This window comes from Methanoculleus sp. 10 (genome assembly GCF_913757945.1).
In the GTDB taxonomy this organism is placed as follows: Archaea; Halobacteriota; Methanomicrobia; order Methanomicrobiales; family Methanoculleaceae; genus Methanoculleus.
The window spans coordinates 33217-60103 of the sequence record NZ_CAJYDP010000008.1; the positions used below are offsets into that span (position 1 = coordinate 33217).

Annotated in this window: 30 protein-coding genes and 1 tRNA gene; 16 read left to right on the top strand and 15 right to left on the bottom strand. The window is 63.2% G+C overall.

Annotated features, from left to right (window positions below; translation table 11 throughout):
• Positions 1–26: 26 nt before the first annotated feature.
• From QZ408_RS10195 to QZ408_RS10255, 13 genes are all read right to left on the bottom strand, one after another.
• Complete coding sequence (locus tag QZ408_RS10195; protein ID WP_292491315.1) at positions 27–839, bottom strand: diadenylate cyclase; 813 nt, start codon at positions 837–839, stop codon at positions 27–29.
• Complete coding sequence (gene sucD, locus QZ408_RS10200) at positions 836–1702, bottom strand: succinate--CoA ligase subunit alpha (RefSeq protein ID WP_292491316.1); 867 nt, start codon at positions 1700–1702, stop codon at positions 836–838. The genes QZ408_RS10195 and sucD overlap by 4 nt, the downstream gene beginning before the upstream one ends.
• Positions 1699–2784 (bottom strand): ATP-grasp domain-containing protein, encoded by a 1086-nt coding sequence (locus tag QZ408_RS10205; protein WP_292491317.1) that lies wholly within the window; start codon positions 2782–2784, stop codon positions 1699–1701. Before QZ408_RS10205 ends, sucD begins: the two co-directional genes overlap by 4 nt.
• Positions 2781–3320, bottom strand: coding sequence for a 2-oxoacid:acceptor oxidoreductase family protein (locus QZ408_RS10210; protein WP_292491318.1), 540 nt, complete (start codon positions 3318–3320; stop codon positions 2781–2783). Before QZ408_RS10210 ends, QZ408_RS10205 begins: the two co-directional genes overlap by 4 nt.
• Entirely contained in the window at positions 3317–4105 is a 789-nt protein-coding gene (locus QZ408_RS10215) for a thiamine pyrophosphate-dependent enzyme (protein WP_292491319.1), read from the bottom strand. Before QZ408_RS10215 ends, QZ408_RS10210 begins: the two co-directional genes overlap by 4 nt.
• Positions 4102–5202 (bottom strand): 2-oxoacid:acceptor oxidoreductase subunit alpha, encoded by a 1101-nt coding sequence (locus QZ408_RS10220; protein ID WP_292491320.1) that lies wholly within the window; start codon positions 5200–5202, stop codon positions 4102–4104. The genes QZ408_RS10215 and QZ408_RS10220 overlap by 4 nt, the downstream gene beginning before the upstream one ends.
• On the bottom strand, positions 5199–5471 hold the full coding sequence (locus tag QZ408_RS10225) for a 4Fe-4S binding protein (protein ID WP_292491321.1): 273 nt from the start codon (positions 5469–5471) through the stop codon (positions 5199–5201). The genes QZ408_RS10220 and QZ408_RS10225 overlap by 4 nt, the downstream gene beginning before the upstream one ends.
• 11 nt (positions 5472–5482) lie before the next feature.
• The gene (locus QZ408_RS10230; protein WP_292491322.1) at positions 5483–6028 is read right to left on the bottom strand and encodes a FumA C-terminus/TtdB family hydratase beta subunit; all 546 of its coding nucleotides are present in this window, start codon (positions 6026–6028) and stop codon (positions 5483–5485) included.
• On the bottom strand, positions 6025–6864 hold the full coding sequence (locus tag QZ408_RS10235) for a fumarate hydratase (RefSeq protein WP_292491323.1): 840 nt from the start codon (positions 6862–6864) through the stop codon (positions 6025–6027). The genes QZ408_RS10230 and QZ408_RS10235 overlap by 4 nt, the downstream gene beginning before the upstream one ends.
• A gap of 102 nt (positions 6865–6966) precedes the next feature.
• Positions 6967–7479, bottom strand: coding sequence for a 50S ribosomal protein L16 (locus QZ408_RS10240; protein ID WP_292491324.1), 513 nt, complete (start codon positions 7477–7479; stop codon positions 6967–6969).
• A gap of 61 nt (positions 7480–7540) precedes the next feature.
• On the bottom strand, positions 7541–8302 hold the full coding sequence (locus QZ408_RS10245; RefSeq protein ID WP_292491325.1) for an ABC transporter ATP-binding protein: 762 nt from the start codon (positions 8300–8302) through the stop codon (positions 7541–7543).
• 1 nt (position 8303) lies between these two features.
• Complete coding sequence (locus tag QZ408_RS10250; protein WP_292491326.1) at positions 8304–9080, bottom strand: ABC transporter permease; 777 nt, start codon at positions 9078–9080, stop codon at positions 8304–8306.
• A gap of 131 nt (positions 9081–9211) precedes the next feature.
• A complete protein-coding gene (locus QZ408_RS10255; RefSeq protein ID WP_292491327.1) occupies positions 9212–10201 on the bottom strand; it encodes an ABC transporter substrate-binding protein in 990 nt (329 codons plus the stop codon).
• A 447-nt stretch (positions 10202–10648) separates the two neighbouring features.
• Between QZ408_RS10255 and QZ408_RS10260 the strand changes: the two genes are divergently transcribed.
• From QZ408_RS10260 to QZ408_RS10325, 14 genes are all read left to right on the top strand, one after another.
• Positions 10649–10951 (top strand): iron-sulfur cluster repair di-iron protein, ric, encoded by a 303-nt coding sequence (locus QZ408_RS10260; protein WP_292491328.1) that lies wholly within the window; start codon positions 10649–10651, stop codon positions 10949–10951.
• A gap of 23 nt (positions 10952–10974) precedes the next feature.
• Positions 10975–12831 carry a heavy metal translocating P-type ATPase gene (locus QZ408_RS10265; RefSeq protein ID WP_292491329.1) on the top strand — a complete coding sequence of 619 codons (1857 nt, stop codon included), beginning with the start codon at positions 10975–10977 and terminating at the stop codon, positions 12829–12831.
• 23 nt (positions 12832–12854) lie between these two features.
• Complete coding sequence (locus tag QZ408_RS10270; protein ID WP_292491330.1) at positions 12855–13088, top strand: cation transporter; 234 nt, start codon at positions 12855–12857, stop codon at positions 13086–13088.
• Positions 13089–13403: 315 nt separating this feature from the next.
• Positions 13404–14882, top strand: coding sequence for an argininosuccinate lyase (gene argH, locus QZ408_RS10275; protein ID WP_292491331.1), 1479 nt, complete (start codon positions 13404–13406; stop codon positions 14880–14882).
• Positions 14882–16111, top strand: a complete 1230-nt coding sequence (gatD, locus tag QZ408_RS10280; protein ID WP_292491332.1) for a Glu-tRNA(Gln) amidotransferase subunit GatD — start codon at positions 14882–14884, stop codon at positions 16109–16111. Before argH ends, gatD begins: the two co-directional genes overlap by 1 nt.
• Positions 16112–17971: a Glu-tRNA(Gln) amidotransferase subunit GatE gene (gene gatE, locus QZ408_RS10285; RefSeq protein ID WP_292491333.1), complete on the top strand. Its 1860-nt coding sequence runs from the start codon at positions 16112–16114 to the stop codon at positions 17969–17971.
• 99 nt (positions 17972–18070) lie between these two features.
• Positions 18071–18379 (top strand): DUF5350 domain-containing protein, encoded by a 309-nt coding sequence (locus QZ408_RS10290; RefSeq protein ID WP_292491334.1) that lies wholly within the window; start codon positions 18071–18073, stop codon positions 18377–18379.
• 56 nt (positions 18380–18435) lie between these two features.
• A complete protein-coding gene (locus tag QZ408_RS10295) occupies positions 18436–18792 on the top strand; it encodes a hypothetical protein (RefSeq protein WP_292491335.1) in 357 nt (118 codons plus the stop codon).
• Positions 18779–19306 (top strand): nitroreductase family protein, encoded by a 528-nt coding sequence (locus QZ408_RS10300; RefSeq protein WP_292491336.1) that lies wholly within the window; start codon positions 18779–18781, stop codon positions 19304–19306. The genes QZ408_RS10295 and QZ408_RS10300 overlap by 14 nt, the downstream gene beginning before the upstream one ends.
• Positions 19307–19325: 19 nt before the next feature.
• Positions 19326–19664: a DUF555 domain-containing protein gene (locus tag QZ408_RS10305; RefSeq protein WP_292491337.1), complete on the top strand. Its 339-nt coding sequence runs from the start codon at positions 19326–19328 to the stop codon at positions 19662–19664.
• Complete coding sequence (locus QZ408_RS10310) at positions 19661–20551, top strand: carbohydrate kinase family protein (RefSeq protein ID WP_292491338.1); 891 nt, start codon at positions 19661–19663, stop codon at positions 20549–20551. The genes QZ408_RS10305 and QZ408_RS10310 overlap by 4 nt, the downstream gene beginning before the upstream one ends.
• 65 nt (positions 20552–20616) lie before the next feature.
• On the top strand, positions 20617–22356 hold the full coding sequence (locus QZ408_RS10315; RefSeq protein WP_292491339.1) for a DUF2070 family protein: 1740 nt from the start codon (positions 20617–20619) through the stop codon (positions 22354–22356).
• A 48-nt stretch (positions 22357–22404) separates the two neighbouring features.
• Positions 22405–23583 (top strand): PLP-dependent aminotransferase family protein, encoded by a 1179-nt coding sequence (locus tag QZ408_RS10320; protein ID WP_292491340.1) that lies wholly within the window; start codon positions 22405–22407, stop codon positions 23581–23583.
• A 52-nt stretch (positions 23584–23635) separates the two neighbouring features.
• Positions 23636–24394 (top strand): tetratricopeptide repeat protein, encoded by a 759-nt coding sequence (locus QZ408_RS10325; RefSeq protein WP_292491341.1) that lies wholly within the window; start codon positions 23636–23638, stop codon positions 24392–24394.
• A gap of 161 nt (positions 24395–24555) precedes the next feature.
• Here QZ408_RS10325 and QZ408_RS10330 read toward each other — a convergent pair whose 3' ends face one another.
• On the bottom strand, positions 24556–25425 hold the full coding sequence (locus QZ408_RS10330) for a dienelactone hydrolase family protein (protein WP_292491342.1): 870 nt from the start codon (positions 25423–25425) through the stop codon (positions 24556–24558).
• A 225-nt stretch (positions 25426–25650) separates the two neighbouring features.
• On the opposite strand from QZ408_RS10330, the gene QZ408_RS10335 reads away from it, so the two are divergent.
• Positions 25651–25735: transfer RNA gene (locus QZ408_RS10335), tRNA-Leu, on the top strand.
• A gap of 52 nt (positions 25736–25787) precedes the next feature.
• On the opposite strand, the gene QZ408_RS10340 is transcribed toward QZ408_RS10335, so the two are convergent.
• Complete coding sequence (locus QZ408_RS10340) at positions 25788–26057, bottom strand: hypothetical protein (protein WP_292491343.1); 270 nt, start codon at positions 26055–26057, stop codon at positions 25788–25790.
• 330 nt (positions 26058–26387) lie between these two features.
• Between QZ408_RS10340 and QZ408_RS10345 the strand changes: the two genes are divergently transcribed.
• Positions 26388–26825, top strand: coding sequence for a peptidylprolyl isomerase (locus QZ408_RS10345; protein WP_292491344.1), 438 nt, complete (start codon positions 26388–26390; stop codon positions 26823–26825).
• Positions 26826–26887: the final 62 nt, after the last annotated feature.

Here is a 26887-nt window from a genome sequence, read left to right on the forward strand (position 1 = left end):
AATGATTGCAATTCATATAACCATTTCTAACCGTCACTACGGACACGGATGTCGGAACGGATGCCGATCTTGCAGTTGCCGTCCCTGAAGATGCGCACCATGCCCCCGCTCTCGGAGACCGTGATGCCGATGACCGGGATCTCGTGTGTGATGGACGCGGTTGCGCGGTGCCTCCCCCCGAGGCCCCCGGGAAGAGAGATACCCCGCCCGGTGACGTCAAGGTAGCGCCCCGCCGACCGCACCTCGCCGCTCTTGTCGATGACGAAGACGCCGTCGAGCTGGGCGAACTCTTTGACGCTCTCCCAGTTGTCCTTGTTCTTGATGTCCCGGAGGGCGGCGGGCTGCCCCTGGTAGGGGTTGAGGATCGCCTGATGGGAGTGCCGGAAGATCTCCTCCGGGTCCCCGATGATGAACGCGGTCCCGATGGCCCTTCCTTCCCTCCCCTCGACCGCGATCTCGAGGGCGAGCGAGAGAGCCGCATGGAGCACCTCGCGGGGGACGATGTCGGAGAAGTCCTTGAGGTTGATGAAGTTCTTCCCCTCTTCGATGTCGTAGATGATGACGGCGTGGGGAAAGACGCCGACGACGATGCCGTTCTCCAGGTTCCGCCGGAGATAGAGGTGGACGGCGGCATCCAGCATATGCCGCTCGCTCACCTCCAGGATGTCGTGCATGGTGAGGTCTTTCAAGACGTCGAGTTGCAGTTCCTGCACCCGGATGATCGGGACCGAGGGCACGCCCGGGGGAATCGGTATCGGGTCGACGAACGAGACGACCGCCCGTGCGCCGATCTTCGCCGCCACCTCACAGGCGGTGGCGAGCATCAAGTCACTGTTCATAACACCTCGCGGATCAGCCCCGGTATCTCCGAGGGCCGGGACGCGACCGGGATCCCGAGGGCGGCAAGGCGCCGCACCTTGGATCGTGCGTCGCCCTCGCCGCCCTCGATGATCGCACCCGCGTGGCCCATCCTTTTTTCAGGGGGCGCGCTCACGCCGGCGATGTAGGTGACGACCGGGAGGCTGGTCGACCGGACCCCCTCCTCTTCGAGGTTGCCGCCCACCTCGCCGATGACGACGACGGCCTTTGTCCGGGGGTCGTCCTCGAACCGCGCGAGCACGTCCACGAACGTCTGGCCGATCACGGGATCGCCGCCGATCCCGACCACCGTGCTCTGGCCGATGCCGGCGCGGGTGAGTTCGTCGACCACCTCGTAGGTGAGGGTGCCGCTCCGGGAGACGACGCCGACCTCTCCGCGGGCGGCAAGGTGGGCCGGCATGATGCCGAGTTTGCACTCTCCCGGCGAGAGAAGCCCGGGGCAGTTCGGGCCGATGACCGTGCAGTCGTGGAGTTTCGCGTAGGCGACTGCCAACATGGCGTCATGGACCGGGATGTGCTCGGTGATGACGACACAAAGCCCGATCCCGGCGTGCGCCGCCTCCATGATCGAGTCGAGCGCGTGCGCCGCCGGGACGAAGACGACGCTTGCGGTCGCGTCGTGCTCCCGGAGCGCCTCCTTTACGGTGTTATAGACCGGCACGCCGTGGACTTCCTGCCCGCCCTTTCCGGGCGCGACCCCGGCGACGACGCCCCGGCCGCCGACCTCGCGCGCGTAGGCGTTCATCAGTTCCGTGTGGAACCTTCCCTGCCTGCCGGTGATGTTCTGGACGATCACCCCGAGGGTTTTGTCTCCGTAGATCATGATGCGACCCCCATCGCCGCCCGGACGGCCGCATCCATGCTCTCAAGCATTCGGTAGCCGTTCTCGGCGAGCAGCCGCCGCCCTTCCTCCTCGTTCGTCCCGGCCATCCGGACGATGACCGTCGGCAAAACATCGGCGGCGATGATACCCTTCGCCACCTCGTCGCACCGGGTGATGCCCCCGAGGAGGTTGACCACGATCACCGCTACCCCGGGCATGCTCGCGACGAGCCGGACGGCGTGCATCACGCGCTCCTGGTCGGCGCCGCCGCCGACGTCGAGGAAGTTCGCCGCCCGGCCGCGGTAGTACTCGATGAGGTCGAGCGTCGACATCGTGAGCCCGGCGCCGTTCCCGATGACCCCGATGGTCCCGTCCAGTTCCACGTAGGAGAACCCGTGCTTCTCGGCCTCGCGCTCGCGCTCCGAGAGGTCGCGGTTGACCGCTATCCCCTGGCGGGCGAGGGCGTTGTCATCGATGATGAGTTTCGCGTCCGCCGCGTAGACCCCCCGCGGCGTCGTCACGAGCGGGTTGATCTCAGCAAGCATGGCGTCTTTCTGCTGGAACGCGCGGTAGAGGCTGTTGATGACGGGGGCGAGTTCTTTTGGGGCCCCGCCGAGGAGTTCGCGCATCAAAAACGGCGGGATCTCGCGGAGGAGCGGCGATACGACGACCCTCCTCACGGCGGACTCATCAGCCTGCGCCGCGTTCTCGATCTCCACGCCGCCGGCGTCGGCAAAGAGGACCACCGGCTGCCGGCTCGACCGGTCGATGGCGATGCTGACGTAGTACTCGTGCTCGATCGCCAGGCGCTCCTCGACGAGGATCTCCCTGACTGGGACACCCTTGATCTCCCGCGCAAAGAGATCCCGGGCGGTCACGACCGCCGTCGCGCCTTCAGCGAAGAGGACGCCGCCGGCCTTCCCCCGGCCGCCGACGTCCACCTGCGCTTTCAGCACCACGGCGCCGCCGAGTTCCGGCAGGTGTGCCGCGACCTCTTCGGGCGCCCGTATGAGTGCCCCCTTCGGGACCGGAATGCCGTACTTTGAAAAGATCTGTTTTGCCTCGTATTCCAGTAGTTTCATAAATTACACGCTCGCTCTCCGAGTTCAAATCCGCGTTTCAATGCTTTTGAGTTCAGGTTCTCGGTGCCCTTTGGGACGCTGTCGAGCACCGCACGCTCGATCGCCTCCCTGCTCACGACCCCGGTTGCGGTCACGAGGGCGCCGATCATCACGATGTTTGCAACAATCTCCCGGCCGAGGACGCCTTTTGCTTCCGCCGTCGCCGGGACCTCACAGTAGCGGCAGCCCGGGCGGGACCGGACGAGGTCGGTATCGAGGAGCATGACCGCGTCCGGTCGGGCCCGGACCCCGTACTTCTCAAACCCCTGCTGGGACATGATGACGTAGATGTCGGGGTCGGTCACCTCGGGATAGAGGATCGGCGCATCGTCGATCACCACCTGCCCCATCGAGGCCCCGCCCCGGGCCTCCGGGCCGTAGACCTGTGTCTGGACGGCATACTTCCCGTCGTAGAGCGCCGCCGCCCGCCCGAGGATGACCGCGGAGAGGATGATCCCCTGTCCGCCGTATCCCGAGAACCTGACTTCGTGCCTCATCGTCTCACTCCCATCGCCGGCCGGTTCCGCCGGACCAGTTCCCCGACGGTGAAGGTGTCCTCCGGGACCGGCCTTCCTTCCCGGACCAGGCGGTCGCGCTTCTCGACAAGCATCGCGTGGCTCCGGAGGTGCTCGATCATGGCCGGGACGCTCCGGAGTTTGTTGTGGCGGCCGTAGTTTGTCGGGCACTGGGTCCTCACCTCGATAAAGGCAAGCCCCGGCGTCTGCATCCCGGCCGCGACGGCCTTCGTGAGCTCCTTGACGTGGTAGGACGTCCAGCGGGCGACGTAGTTTGCGCCGGCGGCGACAGCGAGTTCCGCGAGGTCGAAGGCCGGTTCGCTCGCCCCGTAGGGCGTCGTCGTCGATATGGCTCCCGGTGGGGTGGTCGGGCTCCCCTGGCCGCCGGTCATGCCGTAGATATGGTTGTTCATGCAGACGACGGTCATGTCCACGTTCCGGCGGCAGGCGTGGATGAAGTGGTTGCCGCCGATGGCGGCAAGGTCTCCGTCGCCTGTGAAGACGACGACGTTGAAGTCGGGCCGCGCCATCTTCACCCCGGTGGCGAACGCGAGCGCCCGTCCGTGGGTGGTGTGCAGCGAGTCGGTGAGGATGTAGCCGGGAGCGCGGGAAGAGCACCCGATCCCGGAGACGAAGACCGTCTCGTCCCGCTTCCAGCCCATCTCCTCCACCGCGGCGAGGGTGCAGTTGATGACCGTCCCGTTGCCGCACCCGGTGCAGTAGATGTGGGGCAGGCGGTCTTCCCTGAACCAGTCGGGCGCGATCATCGGTGCACCTCCAGGGCCCGCACGAGTTCGGCGGGGGTGTGGAGTTCTCCCCCGATCTTCGGGATCAAGACGACCGGCCGGTCGACGTGGCGCTCTACTTCCCGCACCATCTGGCCCATGTTCAGTTCCGGCACGAGAAAGGTTTTCGCGTTCGGGAACTCCTCGAGAGCGAACTCCGGGAACGGCCAGACGACCCTGAGCCGGAGGTGGCCGACAGATTCGTCGGGGTGGTCGCGCATCACCTGCTCGACCGTCCGGGACGGGGGGCCGTAGGCGACAAAGACCGTCCTGGCATCGGGGTTTACGACCTCGTAGTCGGCGATATCGCGGCGGGCCGACTCGACCTTGGCGACGAGTCTCTGCACCAGCCGGTCGTGCGCTGCGGGATCGGTCGTGTCCGGGTAGCCCCGCTCATCGTGGGTGAGCCCGGTCACGTGGACCGATCGCCCCGAGCCGAAGGGTGCAAACCCCGGGACGCCGTCGTCGCCGGCCTCGAACGGGAGGCTCCCTTCAGCGAGCGGGTGACGGGGGGTGACCTCGACCGAGTCCGGGATGGTCACCCGCTCCCGCATGTGGCCGACGATCTCGTCGGTCATCAGGAAGGTGGGAACCCTGAACCGGTCGGCGAGGTTAAACGCCTTCACCGTCAGGTCGAACATCTCCTGGACGGAGTTCGGGGTGAGCGCGATGATGCTGTAGTCGCCGTGCGACCCGAACCGGCACTGGAGCATATCGCCCTGCGCCGCCCGCGTCGGCTGGCCAGTGCTCGGACCGCCCCGCTGGACGTTGACGATGACGCACGGCGTCTCGGTCATGGCCGCGTAGCCGATGTTCTCCATCATCAGCGAAAACCCCGGGCCGCTTGTCGCGGTCATGGCCCGGACTCCCGTCCAGGCGGCGCCGATCACCGCGGCGATGCTCGCGAGTTCGTCTTCCATGGATATGAAGACCCCGCCGGCCTTCGGGAGCCTCCGGGCCATGGTCTCGGCGATCTCGGTCGACGGCGTGATCGGGTAGCCGCCGAAGAACCGGCACCCGGCGGCGAGCGCGCCCTCCGCGCAGGCGGCATTCCCCTGCATGAACTCAACTCTGCTCAAAACTCCACCTCCACCCGGTGCGGCTCAAACGGTCTCTCCGCGACCCAGGCGATCGCCTGGTCGGGGCAGATCATGTGGCAGACTCCGCAGAGCATCCGCCCGTAGAGGGCTTGCAGCCTGCAGTTCGTGCACCGCTCGGGGCGGTCGAGGACCGGGGAGACGATCCCCCGGCTGTTGAGTTCCGTCCCTTCCCGAAAGATCCCGTAGGGGCAGACCAGCACGCAGAGGTTGCACCCTTTGCAGCGGCTTTCATCGATGACGAGTTTCATGAGACGGTATCCTATCTAGTATTGAAGCGCTTGTGAAATTGTGTTTTCGCTTTCTCGCGTACTGTCTCGAAGAGATCACCGCCGTGGGCGTCGATCCCGACCGTCAGCGGCAGGTGATCGGCCTCGATGACCCAGACCGCCTCGGCCATGCCGAGGTCTTCAAAATAGACGCCTGAGAGGTTCATGCGGGCGGCGGCGAGGGCGGCGCACCCGCCCGTGAGCGCGAGGTAGACGGCGCGCCCCCGGAGTTGCCTGACCACCTCCGGCCCCATCCCGCCTTTGCCGATGAGGGCGCGGACGCCCGCGTCGATGAGGAATCCCGTGAGCGCGTTCATCCGCGCGGACGTGGTGGGTCCGGCGACGACGAGCCGACTCTCCTGCACCACCGGGCCACAGTGGTAGACCACGGCGCCCCTGGGATCGAAGGGGATGCCTTCCTTCATCATCCGGAGATGGGCCTCGTCGCGGGCGGTGTAGATCGTCCCGGAGAGGGTGACCTGGTCGCCTGCCCGGAGCGAGAGGACCTCGTCGCCGAGCGGTGTCGCAAGGTGCATCATCGTTTGACCTCCACGGTCGCCCGGCGGCAGGCCCAGCACTGGACGTTCACCGCCACCGGGAGGGATGCGGTGTGGCAGTCCGCCCGCTTCACCTTCACCGCGAGCGCCGTCGTATCGCCCCCAAGGCCCATCGGCCCGATGCCGAGGGCGTTCACCGCGTCGCAGAGTTCCTGCTCGTAGTCGTCCATGGTGTCGACCGGGAGGAGCAGGGCCTCCTTTGCAAGCGCAGCCGCCACGTCGAACGTCCCGCCGATCCCGACGCCGAGGAAGACCGGCGGGCAGGGCCTTCCGCCCGCGATGAGCATCGTCTCCGCGACAAATCGGGGGATCTCCGCCGCCTGCGAGGGGAGGAGCATCCCGATCCTCGATGCGTTCTCGGAGCCCGCGCCCTTCGGGAGCACGGTCACCGTGAGCCGGTCGCCGGGCGCCACGTGGACGGCGGGCATCTCGGCGCCGGTGTTGTCCCCGGTGTTCTCCCGGGTGACTGGATCCACGACGTTCGGGCGGAGCGGAATTGTGGCCGTCGCCCGGCGCACCCCTTCCCGCACTCCGAGAAAGATCGAGGGCGAGAGCCCGATATCAGGAGGCAGGGTGAGGTAGACCACCGGCACGCCGGTATCCTGGCAGATCGGCACCTGCAGATCTTCGGCGAGTGCGATGTTCTCGAGGATATGGCCGAGTTCCCGCCGGGCGACCTCGTTCCTCTCGACCGCGGCCGCCCTCCGGATCGCCGCGAGGACGTCCGTGGGGAGCCGGATCTCAGCCTCTGCAAGAGCTCTTTCTGTGGCGTTGGCGAGCGCGCACGAGAGCTTCGAATCTGCCGGATGAACCATCATTATTACTGGTGGGAAGAGGCTATAAATACCTATATTCCCGCCGGTATCGAATCTGCCCTCTGCGGGTTGCTCCTCGCAAAAAGGATGGGGCGTTGTGCAGGTCTACGCTTCCGCTGCCCGTTCTTCGACGATCCGTGCGGGGGTCGGGATCTTGTAGATGCCGCGCCGGAGGGAGGCCTTCGCCTTCTCAGCGTACTGGGGGGTCGTCCAGACGGAGAAGACCTTCTGGCCGCTCTGGACCCGCGCCGCGGTGCCGACGGCCTTCCCGAAGGCGAGACGCATGCCTTCCGAGACACGATCCGCTCCTGCGCCGGTTGCCTGCTTGTTCTCACGGAGAACGTGGTGCGGGAAGGTCCGGATCTTTAAGTGATAGTTTGCCCTCCCGACCTCTTTCAAGAGCTGCCGGTTGATGCCGATACGGGCGGCCTCAAGAGCCGTGTGGCGTATCTGGCAGGTCTCCTCGACGACGATGGAGAGCTCGACCGGGAAGTCCTGGTTGAGGTTGCCCATATCGTACTGCACGATCTTGCTGCCCGGCACGCCGCCCATGTATTCCCTGCGTGTATATGCTTTCTTTGCGAGATTCCTGTACATCTTCGCTGGTTTTCGTACCATCGTTAAAAACTCCTGCCGATCTATGGGTGCTTTATAAAATGGGGATTTCCTTTAATAAACCTTACTGGGCGTTTCCGGTCTCGTTGATCATGTCAAGCACCCGCCGGCGGACCTCCGCAAAGTCGGCGCTGGTGCGGTCCCGCGGCCGCGACCAGGGGATCTCGATGACCTCCCGGACCGTCCCTGGCCTTGGAGAGAGGACGATGATCCGATCGGAGAGGTAGACCGCCTCGTCGACGCTGTGGGTGACGAAGACGATCGTCTGTTTCGTCTCATCCCAGAGGGAGAGGAGTTCTCTCTGCATCCGGTTCCGGGTCTGGGCGTCCAGCGCCCCGAACGGTTCGTCCATGAGGAGGACGTCAGGATCGTTTGCGAGCGCCCGGGCTATCGCCACGCGCTGCCGCATCCCGCCGGAGAGTTCGTAGGGGTAGGCGTCCCGGAACTGGGAGAGGCCGACCATCTCGATGTAACGATCGGCTGTCTTCCGGCGCTCCTCCTTTGCGACGCCCTTCATCTCGAGGCCGAAGGCGACGTTGTCGATCACCCGCCGCCAGGGGAAGAGGGAGTACTCCTGAAAGACCATCCCCCGCTTCGGGTCCGGGCCGGTGACCGGGCGGCCGTCGACGGTCACCTTCCCGGTGGTCGCGGTCTCAAGCCCCGCGATGATCCGTAAGAGTGTCGTCTTCCCGCACCCCGACGGCCCGACGAGGCAGACGAACTCTTCGTCCCGGATCTCAAGGTCGACGCCTGAAAGTGCCTGCGTGGCGGTGCCGTCCTCCTTTTGGAAGGCTTTGCCGAGGCCCTGTATTGAAACACCGCTCATATCAGGCCACCTCCCCTGCCCGCCACCGGAGGAGCTGCCCGTCCACGTAGTTCCGGAAGATGCGGTCGATGATGAGGCCCGCAAAGCCAAGGATCAGCATGTAGACGACGACGTTGGGCATCTGGTGGAGGTAGTAGTTGTGCCAGAGCTGGTAGCCGAGGCCGTAACTCGATACGCCGAACATCTCGGCGGCCACGAGGCACATCCACCCGACGCCCATCGCGATCCTGATCCCGGAGGCTATCGCCGGGACGGCGGCGGGGAGGGCGACGTAGCGGATCAGCTCAAACGAGGTGTCGCACCCGAGCACCTTCCCCGCCTCGACAAAGACCTTCGGGACGTCGCGGAACCCGGAGTAGGTCGCGGTCAGGATCGGGAAGAAGGCTCCCGCGAAGATGACGAACCCCGCCGCCTGGGTGGTGAGCCCGAACCAGATGATGGCGAAGGGAATCCAGGCGAGCGGCGGGATGGGGCGGAGGATCTCGATGATCGGGTCGAGGAGGTAGTCCGCCACCCGGAACCATCCCATGATGATCCCGATGGGGACGCCGAGGAGGAACGCCGCAAGGAGCCCGATCCCGAAATGTTCAAGGCTTACTGCGATATCGGCGAGGAGGGTGCCGGAGGTGAGGAGGTCTGCGAAGGCGCCGGCGACGTCGGTGACGCTCGGGAGGATGAACGATCGTCCTACCACGTATTCGGCTATGATCTGCCAGATCACCGCCGCGGTAACGAGCGCTGCGATGCCGAGTAGTCGTTTCTGTGTCTGTCGGTTCATGTCTCTGTTCCGCTGCTCGAAGGTATTGCTGCCGGGGGAACCGCCGACCGGTCCGCCCGGGATGTTCTTCAGTACTTCATCGGCATCGCCGTAAAAGATACTTTTGGAGGAAAAAGAGGTCTGGTCCCGGGTTATGCCCGGGCCTTCTCGTAGAACGAGAGGTCAAAGAGGTCGTCCTCGGTGAGGTGCTTGTTGATGTAGCCGAGTTCGTACTGGAGGTTCGTGTACTCCACGACCGACGACGTGATGACCCGCGGGTCGGCGGTCCAGGTGCCGTCCCAGTCCCGGAACGACGCCTTCACGGTCTCGACATTCTGTCCGGTCTTCTTTGCGTAGATGGACGCGGCCTCGTCCTGGTGTTCGAGGTTGTACTCCGTCGCCTTGATGTGGGTCCGGACGATCTGCTCGACGATCTCGGGGTGTTCGCGGATCAAGGAGCCGCTCGCAACGAGGACACAGCAGGCGTGATCTTTCAGCATCTCGCCCGACTGCACGACGGTCCTTCCCGTGCCCTCTGCCTCGATGATGGCCGGGGACGGGTGGGGCAGGAAGACGCCGTCGACCTGGCCCGCGGAGATGGCGGTGGTAGCCGCACCGGGGTCCATGGCGACGATGGTGACCTTTGCGGGGTCGACGCCGTTCTCCTCAAGCCAGGTCCGGAAGATGGTGTCCTGGATCGTTCCCGGCGGGAAGGTGGCGATCTTTTTGCCCACGAGGTCGGCGGGGGTCGAGTAGGGGATCTCGTTCCTGAGCACGAGGTCGGACCCTTGCGTCTGTACCGCCGCAACGATCTTTGCGTCAAGTCCGTTATTGCTCACGGCCGTGATGAACGGGGCGGAACCGACGTAGGCGATATCGAGGTCCCCGGCAAGCATCGCCTGCATCTCGGGCGCGCCGGTGCCGAACTGGTAGTCGGTCACTTTCGTGATGCCGAGGGGGGCGAGGTCGTCTTTCCACCACCCTTTCTCCATCGCGGTCATGTGGGCGATCTGGTGGGTGCTCGGCTGGTAGCCGATCGAGAGGTGCGTCACGTCGTCGGTGCTGGTGCCCGTGCACCCGGCGATGCACGCAAACGCCGCGACCAGGGCCACGGCCAGGAGAATTGCGGTAAATGATCTCATGAGTCTCTCCATCCATATGAGTTACTGTATAGTGAGTAATCATCACGCTGTCGGTATATAGTAGTGTCGAAAATTGGTAGTATAATTATACTATAGTATTAAATTTTGTTCGATATTTTTCCCTATTGGAGAAATAAGTGCAAAGTAATGTGGAGGCGGAGGCGCACTTTGCCGGGTGAGGTCGTCCCCAAATGCCTCTACCGGGACACCCCCCCCCCAATGGCGATACCCAATGGAAAGCTGTTTCGTCATCTTTGCCCAGGATATAGTTCAGATGGCAGCTATCTGGGAAATCAGCGCTCTAATAAGGGCGTATCGAAGGTCCGGAGATCCATTTAGGACAACCTCTTACTTAATAATCAACAGTACATAATTCACAGTACATAAGTAAGATGCCCGGGATGGTTACCAGAAACAATCAATCTGTAAAAACAGGAGGGAGAAAAAATGACAAATAACTTAACATTTAACGAGGCAATGAAAAAGCATGTCCGGACATTGAAGCAGTATGTGCCGATTGTAGCAAGAGTTCATGGAGGTAATCACCCGGAATTTCATGAAGTTCGCGAATTGTTTGATACAATCATTGAGAAAACAAAAGAAGCAGGTTCAAATAAACCTGAATTAAACGAAGAATTTGCCAAACTGCGGGAGATTACGGATACTTACACAGTTCCGGGAGATGTGTGCGAAAGTTATGAGGCTGTTTACAGTATGTTGGCCGAGATAGATAGGGCATATTGTGCTTAAATCATTATAATACTGAGAAGACGGTGAGCGTTTTGCAGAGGTTTATACTGAGCAAGAAAAATCATATAACATTGATTAGCGCCGTTTTAATCGTTTTCGGGTTTACCAGTGAACTGGGTTTTAAAAATGAGATCGTAGCCATTTGGTCCCTGGCTATCGCCTCAATTTTAGGGGTTGCGCCTATTGCAATCCAGGCCTATCAAGCACTGAAGGTTAAAGTCGTCAGTATTGATGTTTTAGTTACCATCGCGGTTATCGGGGCATTTCTCCTTAAGAATTTTGAAGAATCTGCCATTGTCACCTTCTTATTCTTGTTTGGCGCTTTTCTGGAACAGCGGACATTGAACAAGACGCGTTCGGCCATAAAAGAGTTAACGGAAATGGCGCCGGAAAGCGCTTTAAAACAGATGGACAATGGTGAATTTGAAGAAGTAAAAGTAGATGATGTTGACGTAGGCGATATTTTACTGGTGAAAACTGGCGCGAAAATTCCTGTTGATGGAACCGTTCTGTCAGGAGAAGGTCACATTAATGAGGCAAGTATCACCGGCGAGTCTGTCCCGGTTGGCAAAAAGAAAGATTCAGGCGTATATGCCGGAACGATTCTGGAAAATGGAACGCTTCAAATTGTTGCCGACCGTGTAGGTGAAGATACTACTTTCGGTAGAATTATAGAGTTAGTTGAAGAAGCGCAGGATTCAAAATCCGAAGCGGAACGCTTCATTGACAGATTTTCTAAATACTACACCCCGGCAGTTTTAGGGCTCGCCATTATCGTATGGTTATTTTCACGAGATATTGAACTGGCCATTACATTATTAGTTTTGGGATGCCCCGGCGCACTGGTTATCGGTGTACCTGTTTCAAACGTAGCGGGCATTGGCAACGGAGCACGGCACGGCGTTCTTTTAAAAGGCAGTGAAGTTATTGGCGATTTTAGCAAGGTTGATACAATCGTATTTGACAAAACGGGTACATTAACAACAGGCAATCCTAAAGTAGCAGACAAAGAATTTTACGCAGACAGCGTTGGAGAGGTATTAGCTTACCTTGCAAGCGTTGAAAAAGAATCAGACCATCCCTTAGCCAACGCAATTGTAGAACACATCGGAGCTATAAAATCATATCCAATAGAACAAACAGATGTTGTAAAAGGCGCCGGAATTATCGCTTACATCGATGGACATAGGGTTGCGGTAGGCAACGTTACGCTCATGGAGCGGGAGAATGTTCATTTAGCTGAAAAGGCCCGTGCAGATATTGCCCGATTCGAAAAGAATGGAAACTCACTTGTTTTAATATCCGTCGATAGTGAATTAAAAGCACTGATGGGTATCCGTGACCAGATTCGTCCGGGTGTAAAAGAAGACCTTCAAAAATTAAAGAAATTAGGCGTTAAAAATCTGGTAGTTCTTTCGGGAGACAACCAGGGGACAGTTGATCTGGTGGCGCGTGAACTGGGGCTGACAGAAGCGCACGGACATATGTTACCGGGAGATAAGTCGAAATATATTGAAGAGTTAAAAACTAAAGGTCATATAGTCGCGTTCGTTGGAGACGGAGTAAATGATAGCCCATCCCTCGCTCTGGCACAAATCGGAATTGCTATGGGAAGCGGCACAGATGTCGCAATTGAGACCTCGGATGTCGTCCTGATGAATTCGGATTTTAGTCGCTTGCCACATGCACTGGGTTTAACAAAAGCAACAGCTGCTAATATGCACCAAAATATTGTTATCGCAGTAGGAGTTGTGTTGGTCCTGCTTGCAAGTGTATTTTTAAGTGAATGGATGAACATGTCGATAGCGATGCTAGTACACGAAGCAAGCATATTAGTCGTAATTTTAAACGGAATGCGGCTTCTCCGTTTCAAATTATGATATTAGAATAAGGAGAGATGAAAATGCAAAAAGCAACGATTCAATTAGAAACATTGACTTGCCCATCATGTGTCCAGAAGATTGAAAAAGCAACAAAATCTTTGGTCGGTGTGGATAAGGAAAGTGTAAAGGTGCTGTTTACCTCAAGCAAAGTCAAATTTGACTTTGATGCTGAAAAAATATCAGTTGGGGATGTCGAAAAGGCCATTACTGCACTTGGATACATAGTTCTCAAATCTCAAGTTAAAGATAAGTGAACTACCCCGCCCTTCAGGGCGGGGCTTCCTGCTTCATCCTTCCTCTATTGAGGCAAGTCCACAGGCACAACGGTGCGTTCCGCACCTGCTACCCCGACAAGATTCTGATCTTGCAAGGCGAACTTCTTGATTATTGATCGCCGTGTTGACGTCGCGGTCATGATGGGTGCCGTGCGCGGGGAGACCCCTCCATTGCGATACCCACCACGGTCCACTGCCCGGGGTGAACCGGAGAACATCCAGAGCATCCATCCCATCCGTGCGTGGTTTTAATCTCTTCCAGGGCCAAACGGTACAGACAGGACTGTTGATAGAATGCGTTCGGATCAGATTCGGCAGGGCCGTCTCGCCGGCGAACGTTCGGCCGACCTCGAGCATTTTCTTGCCTCGATGGACGCCGACCGCTGGATAGCGGAGGCGGACCTCCTTGTGGACATGGCGCACCTCCTCGGCCTCTCGCGGCAGGGGATCATCGACGAAGCCCCGGCCCGTGCGCTGATGGCGGCGCTCCTCGACCTCTACGACCACGGCCTCCCGGAGGAGGCGTTCGACGAGCATTTCGAGGATATCCACGCCGGGAAGGAGGCCTACCTCATCGACCGGGTCGGGGAGGACTTCGGCGGCCGCCTCCACATGGGCCGGTCCCGGAACGACGAGGTTGCGACCTGCGTCAGAATCCGGTTGAAACAGGAGATCATCGCCCTCGTGCGGTCGCTCGCCGATCTCAGGGCGACCCTCCTCGACACCGCTGCCCGGCACACGGAGACGGTGATGCCGGGTTTCACCCACCTCCAGCACGCCCAGCCCACGACGCTCGCCCACTACCTCCTCGCCTACGAGCAGGCCTTCTCCCGGGATACGGCCCGGCTCCGGGAGGCCTACGCCCGGGTGGACGTATCCCCCCTCGGTTCGGCGGCGTTCGCCTCGACCGGCTTTCCCCTCGACCGCGACTACACCGCCCGGCTTCTCGGCTTCTCCCGCCCGGCGGCAAACAGCATGGACGCGGTCGCCGCCCGGGACTTCGCGATCGAGGTGCTTGCCGGAGTAGCGGTCTCGATGACGACGGCAAGCCGGCTCTGCGAGGAGCTGGTCCTCTGGAGCACCGCGTTCGTCGGGTTCATCCAGCTCGATGACGCCTACTGCTCCTCCTCCTCGATCATGCCCCAGAAGAAGAACCCGGACGTCGCCGAGATCATGCGGGCGAAGGCCGGATCTGTCGCAGGTTCGCTCGTCGCGGCGATCACGATCACGAAGGGCCTCCCCATGAGTTACAACCGCGACCTCCAGGAACTGACCCCGCACCTCTGGCGGGGCGTGGAGGCGGCCCGGCAGAGCATCCCGCTGTTATCCGGCATGATCGGCACCGCGGCCTTCAATACCGAACGGATGGCGGCCGAAGCGGGCAGAGGGTTCTCCACCGCGACGGAACTTGCCGACGTCCTCGTCCGGGACTACGGGCTCGCGTTCCGCACCGCCCACCGGATCGTCGGTCGGGCGGTGCGGCACGGTTCGCTCGACCTCGCGACGCTCGAGGGGGCCGCACGGGAAGCGGCCGGCATCTCGGTCATCGACCTCGGGGTGACGGAGGAGCGGATCGCCGCCGTCCTCGACCCGCGTCACGCCATTGCGGTGCGAACGATCATCGGCGGCCCGGCGCCCGCAGCGGTCGCGGTGCAGCTCGCGGAGCAGAAGGAACTCCTCGCCCGGGACAGGGCATGGGCGGAGGAGACGGAAACGGCGCTCTCCCGCGCTTTTGAAGACCTGATAACTGAATCACGGAGGCTGATACTATAATGGAAACACCGAAGGCCGGAGACCGGGTGCGGTACGCGAACGGCGGGGCTGCGCTCACCGGCACCTACATCACCGAACGGGACGGGATGGCCGTCATCAAGCTGGAAAACGGCTACAACATCGGGACATCCCCGGAGAAGATCGAGTGGGTCGGGCGCGCGGCCCCGCAACCGCCGGCGGGCGCCGGGGTCGTCATCCAGGACACCAGCCTCCCGGAACTCTCCATCATATCCACCGGCGGGACGATCGCAAGCAGGGTCGACTACCGGACCGGGGCGGTGACGAGCCAGTTCTCGGCAAGCGACATCCTGCGGGCGATCCCGGAACTCGGGGACATCGCCCGCTACCGCGATCGCCAGGTGGCAAGCATCCTCTCTGAGAACATGCGCCCGGCGATCTGGCAGGAACTGGCCCGGGCGGCCTACGACGAGATCCGGCACGGCACGTCCGGCGTCATCGTCACCCACGGCACCGACACGATGGCAAGCTCGGCCGCGGCGGTCAGGTTCATGCTCAGGACTCCCGTGCCGGTCGTCTTCGTCGGGTCACAGCGGTCCGCCGACCGCCCGAGCTCCGACAACGCCATGAACACCCTCTGCAGCGCCGCCGTCGCGGCCGGCAACCTCGGCGAGGTGGCGGTGGTGATGCACGCGACAACGAACGACGACCGGTGCGCCGTCCACCGGGCGACGAGGGTCCGGAAGATGCACACCTCCCGGCGCGACGCCTTCCAGAGCATGGGGATGGCCCCGCTCGGCTACGTCGACTACCCCTCGCTCACGGTCACCCTCTCGGACGAGGCAGTGCGCCGGGGCGCCGAGGAGCCCGAACTCCGCGATGCGCTCGAGGAGCACTGCGCTCTTCTCCATTTCCACCCCGGTATGCCTTCCGGCGTCCTCGACGCCTTCGAGGGCTACGCGGGCCTCGTCCTTGCCGGGACCGGCCTTGGGCACGTCTCGACGGACTGGATCCCAAAACTCCGGGGTATGATCGACGACGGAACGACCGTCGTCATGACGTCGCAGTGCCTGCACGGGAGGGTCTGCGACCGGGTCTACAACACGGGGAGAGACCTCCTCTCGATCGGCGTCATCGAGGGCGAGGATATGCTCCCCGAAGTGGCGCTCGTGAAACTGATGTGGGTGCTCGGGAACGAACCGGACCCCGAACGGGCAGGCGTGCTCATGCAGACCGATCTCGCGGGCGAGATCCGGCGGAGGTCGATCTGAATGGACTATAAAGAACTCGGCCTCAAGGCCGGGATCGAGATCCACCAGCAGCTCGACACCGCCGAGAAACTCTTCTGCCGGTGCCCCACCACCCTCCGGGATACCGCCGACCGGACCGGGGAGTTCTACCGCTACCTCCGGGCGACGGAGAGCGAACTCGGGGAGATCGACCGTGCGGCCGAGGAGGAGATGAAACTCGTCCGGAAGTTCTGCTACTACACCTACGACACGGTCTGCCTCGCGGAGCACGACGAGGAGCCCCCGGCGCCGATGAACCCCGAGGCGCTCGATGTCTGCCTCACGATCGCAAAGATGCTCGGCATGACCCCCGTCGAGCAGGTCCACACGATGCGAAAACTTGTCGTCGACGGCTCGAACACCAGCGGGTTCCAGCGGACGGCACTCGTCGCGCTCTCCGGCTCCCTCCCGGACGGATGCCGGATCGAGACGATCTGCCTGGAGGAGGAGGCGGCGCAGCGGGTGGAGGGCGAGACGTTCTCCCTTGACCGTCTCGGTATCCCGCTCGTCGAGATCACCACCGCCCCCTGCATGCACACCCCCGAGGCCGTCCAGCGGGTCGCCAAGTATATCGGGATGGTGCTCCGGTCGACCGGCAGGGTGAAGCGGGGCCTCGGGACGATCCGGCAGGACATCAACGTCTCCATCGCGGGCGGCGCACGGGTCGAGATCAAGGGCGTCCAGGAACTCGACCTCATCGCCGAGGTGGTCAGGCGCGAGGTTGAGCGGCAGGTCAATCTCCTCGCCATCCGCGACGAACTCGTGAAACGCAGCGCCCGGGTGGACCATACCGTCGTCGACGTCACCGCCCTCTTTGCCGGGACGAAGTCCTCCATCCTGAAGAAGGCGAAATCCATCCTCGCGATCCGGCTCTCGGGGTTTGCGGGGCTCGTCGGGCAGGATATCCAGCCCGGGAGGCGCCTCGGGAGCGAGATGTCCGACTATGCGAAGAAGTGCGGCGTCGGCGGCATCTTCCACACCGACGAGCTCCCCGCCTACGGCGTCACCGCAGAAGAGGTGGCGCGCCTCCGCGAGTTCGTCGGCGCCCGCGATGAGGACTGCGTCGTCATCGTGGCGGCGAGCCGGGAGCGGGCCGGTTGTGCGGCCGAACAGGTGATGATCCGCGCCGGGATGGCGCTCTCCGGCGTGCCCGAGGAGACCCGGAAGATGCTTGAGGAAGGGAGTTCCGCCTACATGCGCCCTCTCCCGGGAGCCGCCCGGATGTACCCCGAGACCGATATCTTCCCCGTCGCGATCGGCGAGGCCCTCTGGGAGAGCATCGCGGTGCCCGAACTCCTCACCGACCGGGCGGAGCGGTTCGTCCGGGAGTTCGGGCTTGACGAGGCGCTGGCCCGGCAGGTGGCATTCTCCGAGCGGTTGCCGACGTTTGAAGCGGCCGTCGCCGCCGGCGTCCGCCCCACCATCGCGGCCCGGACGCTTCTTGCCACCTGCCGGGAGCTCGCCCGCGGCGGCGTCGCCGTCGACCGGGTGAGCGAGGATGAGATCCTCGCCCTCCTCTCCGCCGTGGAGGCCGGCCGGGCCGCGAAAGAGGCGATCCCGGACCTTCTCACCGAACTCGCGCGGACCGCGGGCGAGTGCCCCGGAACACCCCGTGAGCGGGTGGATGCGGCCATCGAGAAGATGGCGCCCGCTGTCTCGCAGGCGGACGTGGAATCGATCGTGCGCCGGGTCGTGACCGAGCGCGAGGCGTTCGCCCGCGAGAAGGGCATGGGTGCGCTCGGCCCCCTGATGGGCGTCGTCATGCAGGAGGTCCGGGGGAGCGTCGACGGCAGGGTCGTCAGCGAAACCCTCCGGCGCGAGCTCAAGCGCCTCCTCTCCTGATATCCGCCGCTCGCGCGAGCCCGGGCCTGTCCCGCCGCGGCAGGGCCCCGGGTTACTTTTATCAGCGGGCCCGCTCATAATTGTAAAGGAGTTTTATCCATGGGAAAGACAGGAAGTGTCCAGTGGGCCCAGGTTAAGGGCGTAAAGGGGCAGATACGGCTCGTCCCTGCAAGTGAAGGCGAAGTGAAGAAACCCGGCCCGAACCAGCGGTTCAAGCCTGCGGCGGATATCAGGAAACGAGCGAGCAGGGAAGGGCAGGACCAGCGGCGCGGCGGACGCGGCGGACGCGGCGGACGTGGCGGGCGCGGCGGCAGAGGGGGAGGCACCCCCACGATGGACGTGCGGGTACGCCGGAGCATCCGGCGCGCGAAGGTTTCGGCTCTCGGGACCAAGCAGAAATCGAGATAAGCTGTCCCTCTCTTCTCTTTCAATACTTTTTATAGTTGCGAGTTCCAGTATGTGGTATGGATCTCAAAACCGCCGTCAGGACCTACCAGTTTGCCGAACGGGCGAAATCCGAGCTGATCGTCGGGTCGCAGCTGACGACAGCCCTGATCCAGTTTCCGCTCCAGGAGAAACCCGGCGGAAAACGGATGCTTCTGATGGTGCTCCAGTCCATCCGCTCGGAGCTCGAGTTTGCTTACGGCGATACGGAACGCCGTGAGTTCAAGAATGCCATTGATCACCTCAGCGAGGGGATCAGCCTGGCCGAGAGCATGGAATTGGGCGCCGCGTCGGAGCGGATAGCGAGGGGGGTCAGCGCCGTCACGACCGCAGCCCAGGCGGCGTGGGATACGCTCAAAGAGCATGACCTCCTCTGATCTCCTTCGCTTCCTGAAAGCACGGTCGTCGGTCCGGGACTACTCCGCAGAGCCGCTCGACCCGGAGGATATCGACTATATCCTGGCCTGCGCGAGCACTGCGCCGAGCGCCGGCAACCGCGAGGCCTGGGACGTCGTCGTCGTCACCGACGAGGACGTGAGGATGGAACTTGCGCTCGCGGCCCTCGAACAGGCGCATATCCGGGAAGCGCCGGTGATTTTTGTGGTCTGCGCGAACTATATCCGGTCCATGTCGCACTACGGGGAGCGGGGGATCCTCTACGCGCTTGAGGACGCCACGATCGCCTGCACCTATATGATGCTCGCTGCCCACGCCCGGGCCCTCCACTCGTGCTGGACCGGGGCATTCAACGAGAACGATGTACGCGAAGTCCTCGAACTTCCGGAGCACGTCCGCCCCATCGCGCTCCTTGCGGTCGGCAGGGGAACGCCGCCGCTCAAACCCGTAGAGCGGATGCCGGTGGAAGAGCACGCGCATCGCGAGAACTGGTAGGCTATTAATTGGAGAGATTATGCCGGACTATCTGGTTACGCTTGAATCAGCGTGGATAATTAAAGATGTCAAGTCCATGGACGACGCCGTCAGCATCGCGATCAGCGAGGCGGGGAAACGGCTCAACCCCTCGGCGAAGTTTGTGGAGATCGAGGCGGGGATGATCGCCTGCCCCTACTGTGAGGGTGAACTGAACAGCGCTCTTGTGGTCGCAAACACCGCCCTTGTGGGGCTCGTGCTCCAGATGAAGGTCTTCCGTGCGGAGTCCGGCGAACACGCGGCCCGGATCGCAAAGTCGGTCGTCGGGAAGGCGTTGCGCGACGTGCCGCTGAAGGTCCAGGAGGTGCAGGAGGTATGATCGCCGTCGTCGGGCATACCGCCATCGATCACCTCTTCCGGGTCCCGGCCCTTCCCGGGAGGCACAACTCGACTTATATCACCGATCACTCGGTCTACTTCGGCGGCGGGGCGGCGAACATCGCGGCCGGGATCGCGATGCTCGGGGAGCGGTGCCGGCTGGTCTCCTCAGTCGGCGGCGACTTCCCGGGGAGCGACTATGACCGCTGGCTCCAGGGCCTCGGGGTCGAGCGGGACTTTTCCGTGGTCGAGGGCGCCCGGACCGCGACCGCGTACGTCTTCACGGACGACGCCGGCGACCAGGAGACCTTCTTTGAGTGGGGTGCGTCCGCCGCGTTCTCCCGGGCACAGGCTCCCGCTCTTGACTTCGTCCACATGGCGACGGCCGACCCCGATTTCAACGTCCGGGTAGCCGAGAAGAGCAGGTTCGCCTCCTTCGACCCGGGCCAGGACCTCCTCTGCTACACCCCCGACCAGCTCGAGATCATCCTCACAAATATCGACATCCTCTTCTCGAACAACCACGAGATGGACCGGATGTGTGACATGCTGGGGCTGGAGCGCGACGCCCTCGTCGCCTCGGTCCCGATCGTCGTCACGACCCGGGGGGCCGAGGGAAGCGTCCTCTGCATGGGCGGCGAGGAGCACCACGTTCCGGCCGTCAGGGTCCCGGCCGTCGACCCCACCGGAGCCGGCGACGGCTACCGGGCCGGGTTCCTCACCGCGTTCCGGAAAGGCTACGCCCCGCTCGACTGCTGCCGTGCGGGAGCGGTGGTCTCGTCCTTCGTCGTCGAGCGGCCGGGCACCCAGACGAACCTCCCGGACTGGGACCGGATGCTTGCGCGGTACCGGAAGGTCTTTGGTGAACCCGGCGAAATAACTGTCTGAATTATGGGGTGCACAGCGCTGATCGCCGCCGGGAAAGCGCCAGATTCGGCACCCGGGGGCGCCTGATGGAGTCCGGCCCCGATGTGCGCGTCGAGCGGCTCACCCGGTACATCTTCTCCGCTCCGTCCTGGCCGCGGTCGCTTGCGCTCATCATCCTGCTCGGGCTCCTCATCGACGGGGCTGCATACCGGGTGGGCAACGAGCTCTTCCTGATCGGCACGCTCGGGTTCTCGGTCCCGGCACTGGTCGCCCTCCTGCTGACCGTGCCGCTGGTAGAGGTCTTCGGCCGACAGATCACCTACAACCGGTCGGCTCTTCTCGCCCTTACCTGCACGGTCCTTACGGTGATCCTGAGCCTCTCGCCGGTCCTGATCTTCGGGCGGGAACTCTTTCCTGCGCTCTACGCGGGCGCTCTCGGCCTCTCCTCCGGCCTCCGGCTGCTGGTCCTCGTCGCCGTGGCCGATTACCGGATCACCCGGATGGTCGTCCCTGCGTTCCTCCAGGGCGCGGCCGGGATAGCGGTCGGTGCCTGGTTCTTCACGCCCGGGTTCGTTCCCTACGCCCTCCTCCTCCAGGTGGTCTTCGGGCTGGTCTTCGTCTTCCTGATCTGGCTGATCGAGCGGCCGCTGAAGCGGGCGTTCCAGATCAGCGGGCTCAACTTCCTCAACACCTTCATCGCCCACCTGACCGACGGCTCAAAGAACATGGAGGACTTCTTCCGCGAGATCGGCGAGGAGGTCTACGTCCCGCAGGTCTCGCTCTTCTTCTCCCGCGACGGCGGGGAGGAGATTCTCTTCACGGTCCCGAACGTCCACCCCGGGCCGATGGGCGACGTCGGCGGCGGAAACCTCCCCCGGATCCTCCACGACACGTTTGCCGGGGAGACGCTCGTCGCCCACGGGTGTGCCACCCACGACTTCAACCTGGTCTCGGAGAGTGAGATAGGAAAGATCGCCCGGGCTGTCGAGGCGTCGCGCGAGGGGCTTTCCTTCTCAGGCACCGCGAGCCGCCCGGTCAGGGTCGCGTCGGGTTCGGTCTCGCTTCTCTGCCAGCGGTTCGGGGACGCCCTCCTGATGGTGAGCACCCGGTCTCCGGAGAGGACGGAGGACCTCGACTACTCGATCGGGATGGCGATCATGGCCGAAGGGCGGTGCTCCTTCTCGGAGGTCGCGTTCGTGGACGCCCACAACTGCATGACCAGTGTGGGTTCCCCGGTCCTCCCGGCGACGCGGATCGCGATGGAGTACGTCGTCGCCGCACGTGAGGGGTTCCGCGTCGCGCGGGACCTGCCGCTCGAGCCGCTTGCGGTCGGGGTCTCGCACGTCCGGGTCCCGTTCACCCGCGAGCAGGGGTTCGGGTCGCTCGGGGTGCAGGTGCTTGCAACCGAGGCCGGGGGGAAGCGGGCGGCCTACGTCCTCGTGGATGGGAACAACATGGCCGGAGGCGTCCGGGAGCGCCTGCTTTCGGTGGTGCTCGGTTACGTGGACGAGGCCGAGATCATGACCACCGATACGCATACGGTGAACACCATCAGTGGAAAGAATCCGGTCGGTTATGTGGTGCCTGCCGAGGAGATCGTCCCGTATGTCGAGCAGGCGATCCGGGAGGCGGTCGCCGACATAGCCCCGGCCCGGGTGGGGTCGGCAACGGCCTCGTGCGAGGGGGTCGTCGTCTTCGGGTCGCAGCGGGTCTCGCAGCTCGCAAGCACCGTCAACGCCATGCTCGCGTTCATCGCCCCGATCAGTTTCATGATCCTCGTGCTCGCGTTCCTGCTCTCGGTCTTTGCGTATATCCTGCTGCAGTAGGGTCGAGAAGACCCGGCATTTTTTTGCCGGCACGCCCAATATGATCCCATGGCTTACCGTTTTGCCGGTCGGATGGGGCGGGTCCCGGAGTCGTTCCTTGACGAGCTCTTCCGGGTCTCGGCGGTCCCCGGGGTGATATCGTTTGCGGGCGGTCTGCCGGGCTCGGCCTATATCGATCTCGAGGGTATCCGGGATGCGGCCCGCGAGGTCTTTGCAGAAGTCGGGCGGACGGCGCTCCAGTACACGACGACGGACGGCTACCTGCCGCTCCGGGAGTTCATCGCCGACCGCTACAAAAGGAGGCTCGGCCTCCCGGCAACCCCCGGGGAGATCCAGATCGTGAACGGTTCGCAGCAGTGCCTCGATCTGGTCGCGAAGATCTTCCTCGACCCGGGGGACGCCGTCGGGATGGAGCGGCCCGGCTACCTCGGCGCGATCGAGGCCTTCTCGCTCTACGAGCCCGTCTTCCACACGGTCCCGCTCGCGGAGGACGGACCGGATCTCGCGGCGTTTGCGTCGCTCGTCCGGGAGCACGCACCAAAGTTCTTCTACGGTATCCCGAACTCGCAGAACCCCTCGGGGAGGACATACTCGGAAGAGAAGCGGCGAGGCATTGCGGAGATCCTTGAGGACACAGACACGGTCTTCTACGAGGACGACGCCTTCGGGGAACTCTTCTTCGACGGGAGGCCGCGGCTGCCGGTGAAGCGCTACCTCCCGGATCTGACGGTGATGTCGGGGTCGTTCTCGAAGATCGTCGCTCCGGGTATGCGGATCGGCTGGATATACGCGCCCGAGCCGGTCCTCCGGGAGTTCAACGTCGCAAAACAGGCTGCCGACCTCCACTCGAACTTCCTCTGCCAGGTGATCCTCCACCGCTACCTTGCGACCCACGATCTCGATGCCCACGTCGCCCGCGTCTCTGCAGTCTACGGGAGGCACTGCCGCCTGATGTGTGACCTCCTCGACGACCTGATGCCGCCGGGGACGACCCACACCACCCCCGAGGGCGGTATGTTCATGACCGTGGCCCTGCCGGCCGGCGTCTCGTCGATGGACGTCTTCCGCGAGGGTGTCCGGGAAGGCGTCGCGGTCCTCCCGGGGGTGCCGTTCTACGTGGGCGGCGGCGGGGAGGACACGATCCGCCTGAACTTCTCAGCGGCGGGCGAGGAGGATATCACGGAAGGGATGCACCGGCTGGCCAGGGTGGTGCGGCGGCTCGGGTGACCTCCTCCCCGTTTCGAAATATTTAACGGCCGAGAAGGCTCTGTAACCTTCTATGACCTCCTCCTGCCCCCTTCCGGGCCGTTCCCGGTTTTGCATCGCTCTTCTCATCTTCCTGCTCGTCGTCCCCTGTTGCCTCGCCGCCGATACCGCGAGCATCTCCGATCCTGTTGACCGGGCAACGTCCGCCGTCGCGGAGAGGGACTGGGACGGCGTCCTCGCCGCGACCGGGGAGGGTCTGGCCGTCGAGCCCGGCAACGTCTCTCTTCTCTGCATGGAGGGCTACGCCCTGCGCAAGCTCGGCCGCTACCCTGAGGCGGCGGCCGTGGTGAGCGAGGCGATCGCTCTGGACCCAAAACCCGTCCGCTATGCGAACCGCGGCTACGCGTACGTCGCGATGGGAAACTACTCTGCCGCGCTCGCCGATGCGGATGCCGCCCTCCTCCTCGACCCCGCGGACGCCGCGTCCTGGGGGGTGAAGGCGATGGCGCTTGCCGGACTTGAGAATCTGACCGGCGCGGAGTCGGCCGTCGACCAAGGGATTGCCCTCGATCCGGAGAGCGCCCACCTCTGGCACATCCGGGGCGGGATCCTCCTTGCCGCCGGGAACGCCACGGGTGCGGCCGCGGCGCTGAACCGTTCGCTCGACCTCGACCCCGACTACAGCCTCCCCTGGCCGGGCATGCCGACCGCACGGGAGGACCTGGCGGCGGCGATGCAGGCCGCTTCCGCCGGTCCGGCGGCACCGGTCGGCGGGCTCGCCGCGGTTGCCGGGCTTCTTGCGGTCGGTGCGTGGTCGCTCCGGCGGCGGTGACCCGTGCCGGCCGGACTCCTGATCCTGGGTGTCGGGCTCATCAGAGGGCGTGGGGAGTGAGCCGTCGACCGTTCATACGGGGAGGGATGTGCGGCGAACTGCCCGGTACCCGGGGCCTTCTCGGACGTACTGCCGCTCACGATGCCGAAGGGCCGGGGCAATCACCGTGCAGGACGCAGGAAGAGTTCCGCACCCAGCCACGCCATGCGATCCTCCCGTGCCTCGTCGCTCAAGTAGTGGCCCGCGTCGTACCACTGCACTGACTTCGGTTCGCTCGCCGCTTCGAAGAGCTCCAGGGACTTTTCCCGCGGGAAAAAGTCGTCCCGGAGACCGAACTGAAACAGCAGGGCTGCCGGCGCGGCGTGGCCGACGGCACTCTCCGGGTCGATGGGCGCCAGGGTCCGGCGGTAGGTCGCAAGGGCTTCTCCTGCGAGATCGGGCAGGTTGAGGACGGCGACGTCGGTGAAACTCCTGGTTCCCGCCATCAGCACGTAGGCCCGCACCCGCCGCTCCACCCCGGCGAGCACCCCGCCGATGAGCGCTCCGAAACTGTGGCCCACGTAGCCGATTCTGTTCGCATCCACGTCCGATCGTGCCGCAAGGAGGTCGATGCCCCGGCGCAACCCGATCACGGTCAGGATATGCTCCCGCATGGCATGCTCCGGGTTCGTCACCGTTTTTCCCCACGTCGCCACCGCTTTCTCGGTCCAGGGGGCATCGACGAGGAGGGAGACCGCTCCCCGCCGGGCGAGTGTCACCGCCTCGTCGAGGAACGTATCCCGGCTTCCGGGCCCGGGGTGGACGTAGACGACGCCGGCGAAGCGGCCCGCCCCCGGCGGCACAACGAGGTAGGCGGCGAATCTCCTTTTGGGGGCGGCGCTGTAGCGCAGGTCATGGATGGCGATGCCGTCTCTCTCTTCGAGGAGGGTCTCTTCGATATCGAGCGGGAACTCAGGGTCGTAGTCGAAGAGAGCCTGCAGTCTTTCAAGGGATCTGTCGGGGGGTGGCGGCCCGGATAGCATGTCGTTCATTCCTGCGTGATATGGATGCGCCGCGGCATCGTCACGCAGAGCACCATTGCACCCCGATGGTATACAATGTATCGGATCCGGGATCTCGTTGCCGCCCGGCGTGCGGAGGCCTGATATTTCCGGAATGCAGGCGTCGCCGGGGCCGTCGGATCCCGCTTGTGCCGGGCGTCGGGCTTAATACGTTTCGTTGATAATAGTAATGGGTACTCAGGTAATCTTCTTCGCGCGAGGGTAGCCAAGCCCGGCCAAAGGCGGTGGACTTAAGATCCACTCCCGCAGGGGTCCGTGGGTTCGAATCCCACCTCTCGCATTCTGGGTGCGGGGTTATAGGTAATCGAAAAAAGGTAACATCCTGCCACGCATTACTGCGCTGCGCGCTTCTGTTCTACCGGAGGATTCTTGATCGCGACCGTAAGCGACTTCGTGTTCTTGCCGCGGACCTCCACCGCATATGTTCCCGGCTCCGGGAACGTGTACGTAAAGAACGAATAGGTCTGCGGACCCCCACCCGCAAGCACCTGTTTCGTGTCGACCAGCGAACCGTTGATGAACAACTTCGCCGTAAAGAACGTATCCCAGTTCGAGGAAGGGACTCCTTCGTTGTCGAACCAGTACCCGATACTCACCGACACGTTCGGATAGAAATACGGTTTGCCGCTCTCGTCACGGCCGCCACCCGTACTTCCGCCGGCCGTGGGATTTGCATCTACGGAATTTATCGTTGCTTCGCGGTATGATGGTGACATGCCACCACCTCTATAAAAGTGGTATAATAAATTTCCTATCCGCTGGATTATTGTCATGGCAGCGGCCCTGGCGGGCGGGGTTTCGCTGAGATGGGGCACCTGTGAGGGGGCCGGGAAGGGCGGCTCTGCGTTCACCTCCGCACCTGCCGGGCGGGGCCTTCCCGCTCCGCCCCCGGCAGGTTAAAGCAACGGCCCGACAAACCCGATCCGACATCCATGGCACCCGTGACAGACGGCGACACCCTGCTCCTGCATTTCACCAGCACCCGCCCCGATGGTGAGATCTTTGAGGATACCCGAAACGGCGAACCGATCCGGGTAACCCTTGGAAAGCGCCAGATCAACCCCCTCTTTGAGGAGGCGCTGATCGGAAAAGAGCCGGGCGAGACGGTAACCGTGGTGCTGCCTCCGGAGAAGGCCTACGGGAAGTATCGCAGCAGGCTCGTGGTCACGATGAAGCGCAAGAAGCTGAACCTCGACCACGAACCGGTACCCGGCGAGTTCCTGAAGGTGGAGGTGATGGGAAAACCCTGCCTGGTGACCGTCGTCGACGTGACCGAGAAGAGTGTCACGGTCGACGCCAACCACCCGCTTGCAGGGGAGACGATCACCTACGCGATCACGGTCGCGGCAATCCTTCCCCGGACCAGTTAGGCCCTTGTAGTAGTAGCACCCGACCAGACCACGGTTACGCTCCTCCCCGGGGAAAACATCCG

Coding starts and splice junctions, on each gene's coding strand:
- QZ408_RS10210 (WP_292491318.1), bottom strand. CDS start 3,320: ATGAGGCACGAAGTCAGGTTCTCGGGATACGGCGGACAGGGGATCATC.
- argH (WP_292491331.1), top strand. CDS start 13,404: ATGCGTTCGGATCAGATTCGGCAGGGCCGTCTCGCCGGCGAACGTTCG.
- gatD (WP_292491332.1), top strand. CDS start 14,882: ATGGAAACACCGAAGGCCGGAGACCGGGTGCGGTACGCGAACGGCGGG.
- QZ408_RS10320 (WP_292491340.1), top strand. CDS start 22,405: ATGGCTTACCGTTTTGCCGGTCGGATGGGGCGGGTCCCGGAGTCGTTC.
- QZ408_RS10270 (WP_292491330.1), top strand. CDS start 12,855: ATGCAAAAAGCAACGATTCAATTAGAAACATTGACTTGCCCATCATGT.
- QZ408_RS10195 (WP_292491315.1), bottom strand. CDS start 839: ATGAACAGTGACTTGATGCTCGCCACCGCCTGTGAGGTGGCGGCGAAG.
- QZ408_RS10315 (WP_292491339.1), top strand. CDS start 20,617: ATGGAGTCCGGCCCCGATGTGCGCGTCGAGCGGCTCACCCGGTACATC.
- QZ408_RS10305 (WP_292491337.1), top strand. CDS start 19,326: ATGCCGGACTATCTGGTTACGCTTGAATCAGCGTGGATAATTAAAGAT.
- QZ408_RS10325 (WP_292491341.1), top strand. CDS start 23,636: ATGACCTCCTCCTGCCCCCTTCCGGGCCGTTCCCGGTTTTGCATCGCT.
- QZ408_RS10330 (WP_292491342.1), bottom strand. CDS start 25,425: ATGAACGACATGCTATCCGGGCCGCCACCCCCCGACAGATCCCTTGAA.
- QZ408_RS10225 (WP_292491321.1), bottom strand. CDS start 5,471: ATGAAACTCGTCATCGATGAAAGCCGCTGCAAAGGGTGCAACCTCTGC.
- sucD (WP_292491316.1), bottom strand. CDS start 1,702: ATGATCTACGGAGACAAAACCCTCGGGGTGATCGTCCAGAACATCACC.
- QZ408_RS10255 (WP_292491327.1), bottom strand. CDS start 10,201: ATGAGATCATTTACCGCAATTCTCCTGGCCGTGGCCCTGGTCGCGGCG.
- QZ408_RS10295 (WP_292491335.1), top strand. CDS start 18,436: ATGGATCTCAAAACCGCCGTCAGGACCTACCAGTTTGCCGAACGGGCG.
- QZ408_RS10240 (WP_292491324.1), bottom strand. CDS start 7,479: ATGGTACGAAAACCAGCGAAGATGTACAGGAATCTCGCAAAGAAAGCA.
- QZ408_RS10345 (WP_292491344.1), top strand. CDS start 26,388: ATGGCACCCGTGACAGACGGCGACACCCTGCTCCTGCATTTCACCAGC.
- QZ408_RS10250 (WP_292491326.1), bottom strand. CDS start 9,080: ATGAACCGACAGACACAGAAACGACTACTCGGCATCGCAGCGCTCGTT.
- QZ408_RS10235 (WP_292491323.1), bottom strand. CDS start 6,864: ATGATGGTTCATCCGGCAGATTCGAAGCTCTCGTGCGCGCTCGCCAAC.
- QZ408_RS10230 (WP_292491322.1), bottom strand. CDS start 6,028: ATGATGCACCTTGCGACACCGCTCGGCGACGAGGTCCTCTCGCTCCGG.
- QZ408_RS10310 (WP_292491338.1), top strand. CDS start 19,661: ATGATCGCCGTCGTCGGGCATACCGCCATCGATCACCTCTTCCGGGTC.
- QZ408_RS10290 (WP_292491334.1), top strand. CDS start 18,071: ATGGGAAAGACAGGAAGTGTCCAGTGGGCCCAGGTTAAGGGCGTAAAG.
- QZ408_RS10205 (WP_292491317.1), bottom strand. CDS start 2,784: ATGAAACTACTGGAATACGAGGCAAAACAGATCTTTTCAAAGTACGGC.
- QZ408_RS10260 (WP_292491328.1), top strand. CDS start 10,649: ATGACAAATAACTTAACATTTAACGAGGCAATGAAAAAGCATGTCCGG.
- QZ408_RS10215 (WP_292491319.1), bottom strand. CDS start 4,105: ATGATCGCGCCCGACTGGTTCAGGGAAGACCGCCTGCCCCACATCTAC.
- QZ408_RS10300 (WP_292491336.1), top strand. CDS start 18,779: ATGACCTCCTCTGATCTCCTTCGCTTCCTGAAAGCACGGTCGTCGGTC.
- QZ408_RS10245 (WP_292491325.1), bottom strand. CDS start 8,302: ATGAGCGGTGTTTCAATACAGGGCCTCGGCAAAGCCTTCCAAAAGGAG.
- gatE (WP_292491333.1), top strand. CDS start 16,112: ATGGACTATAAAGAACTCGGCCTCAAGGCCGGGATCGAGATCCACCAG.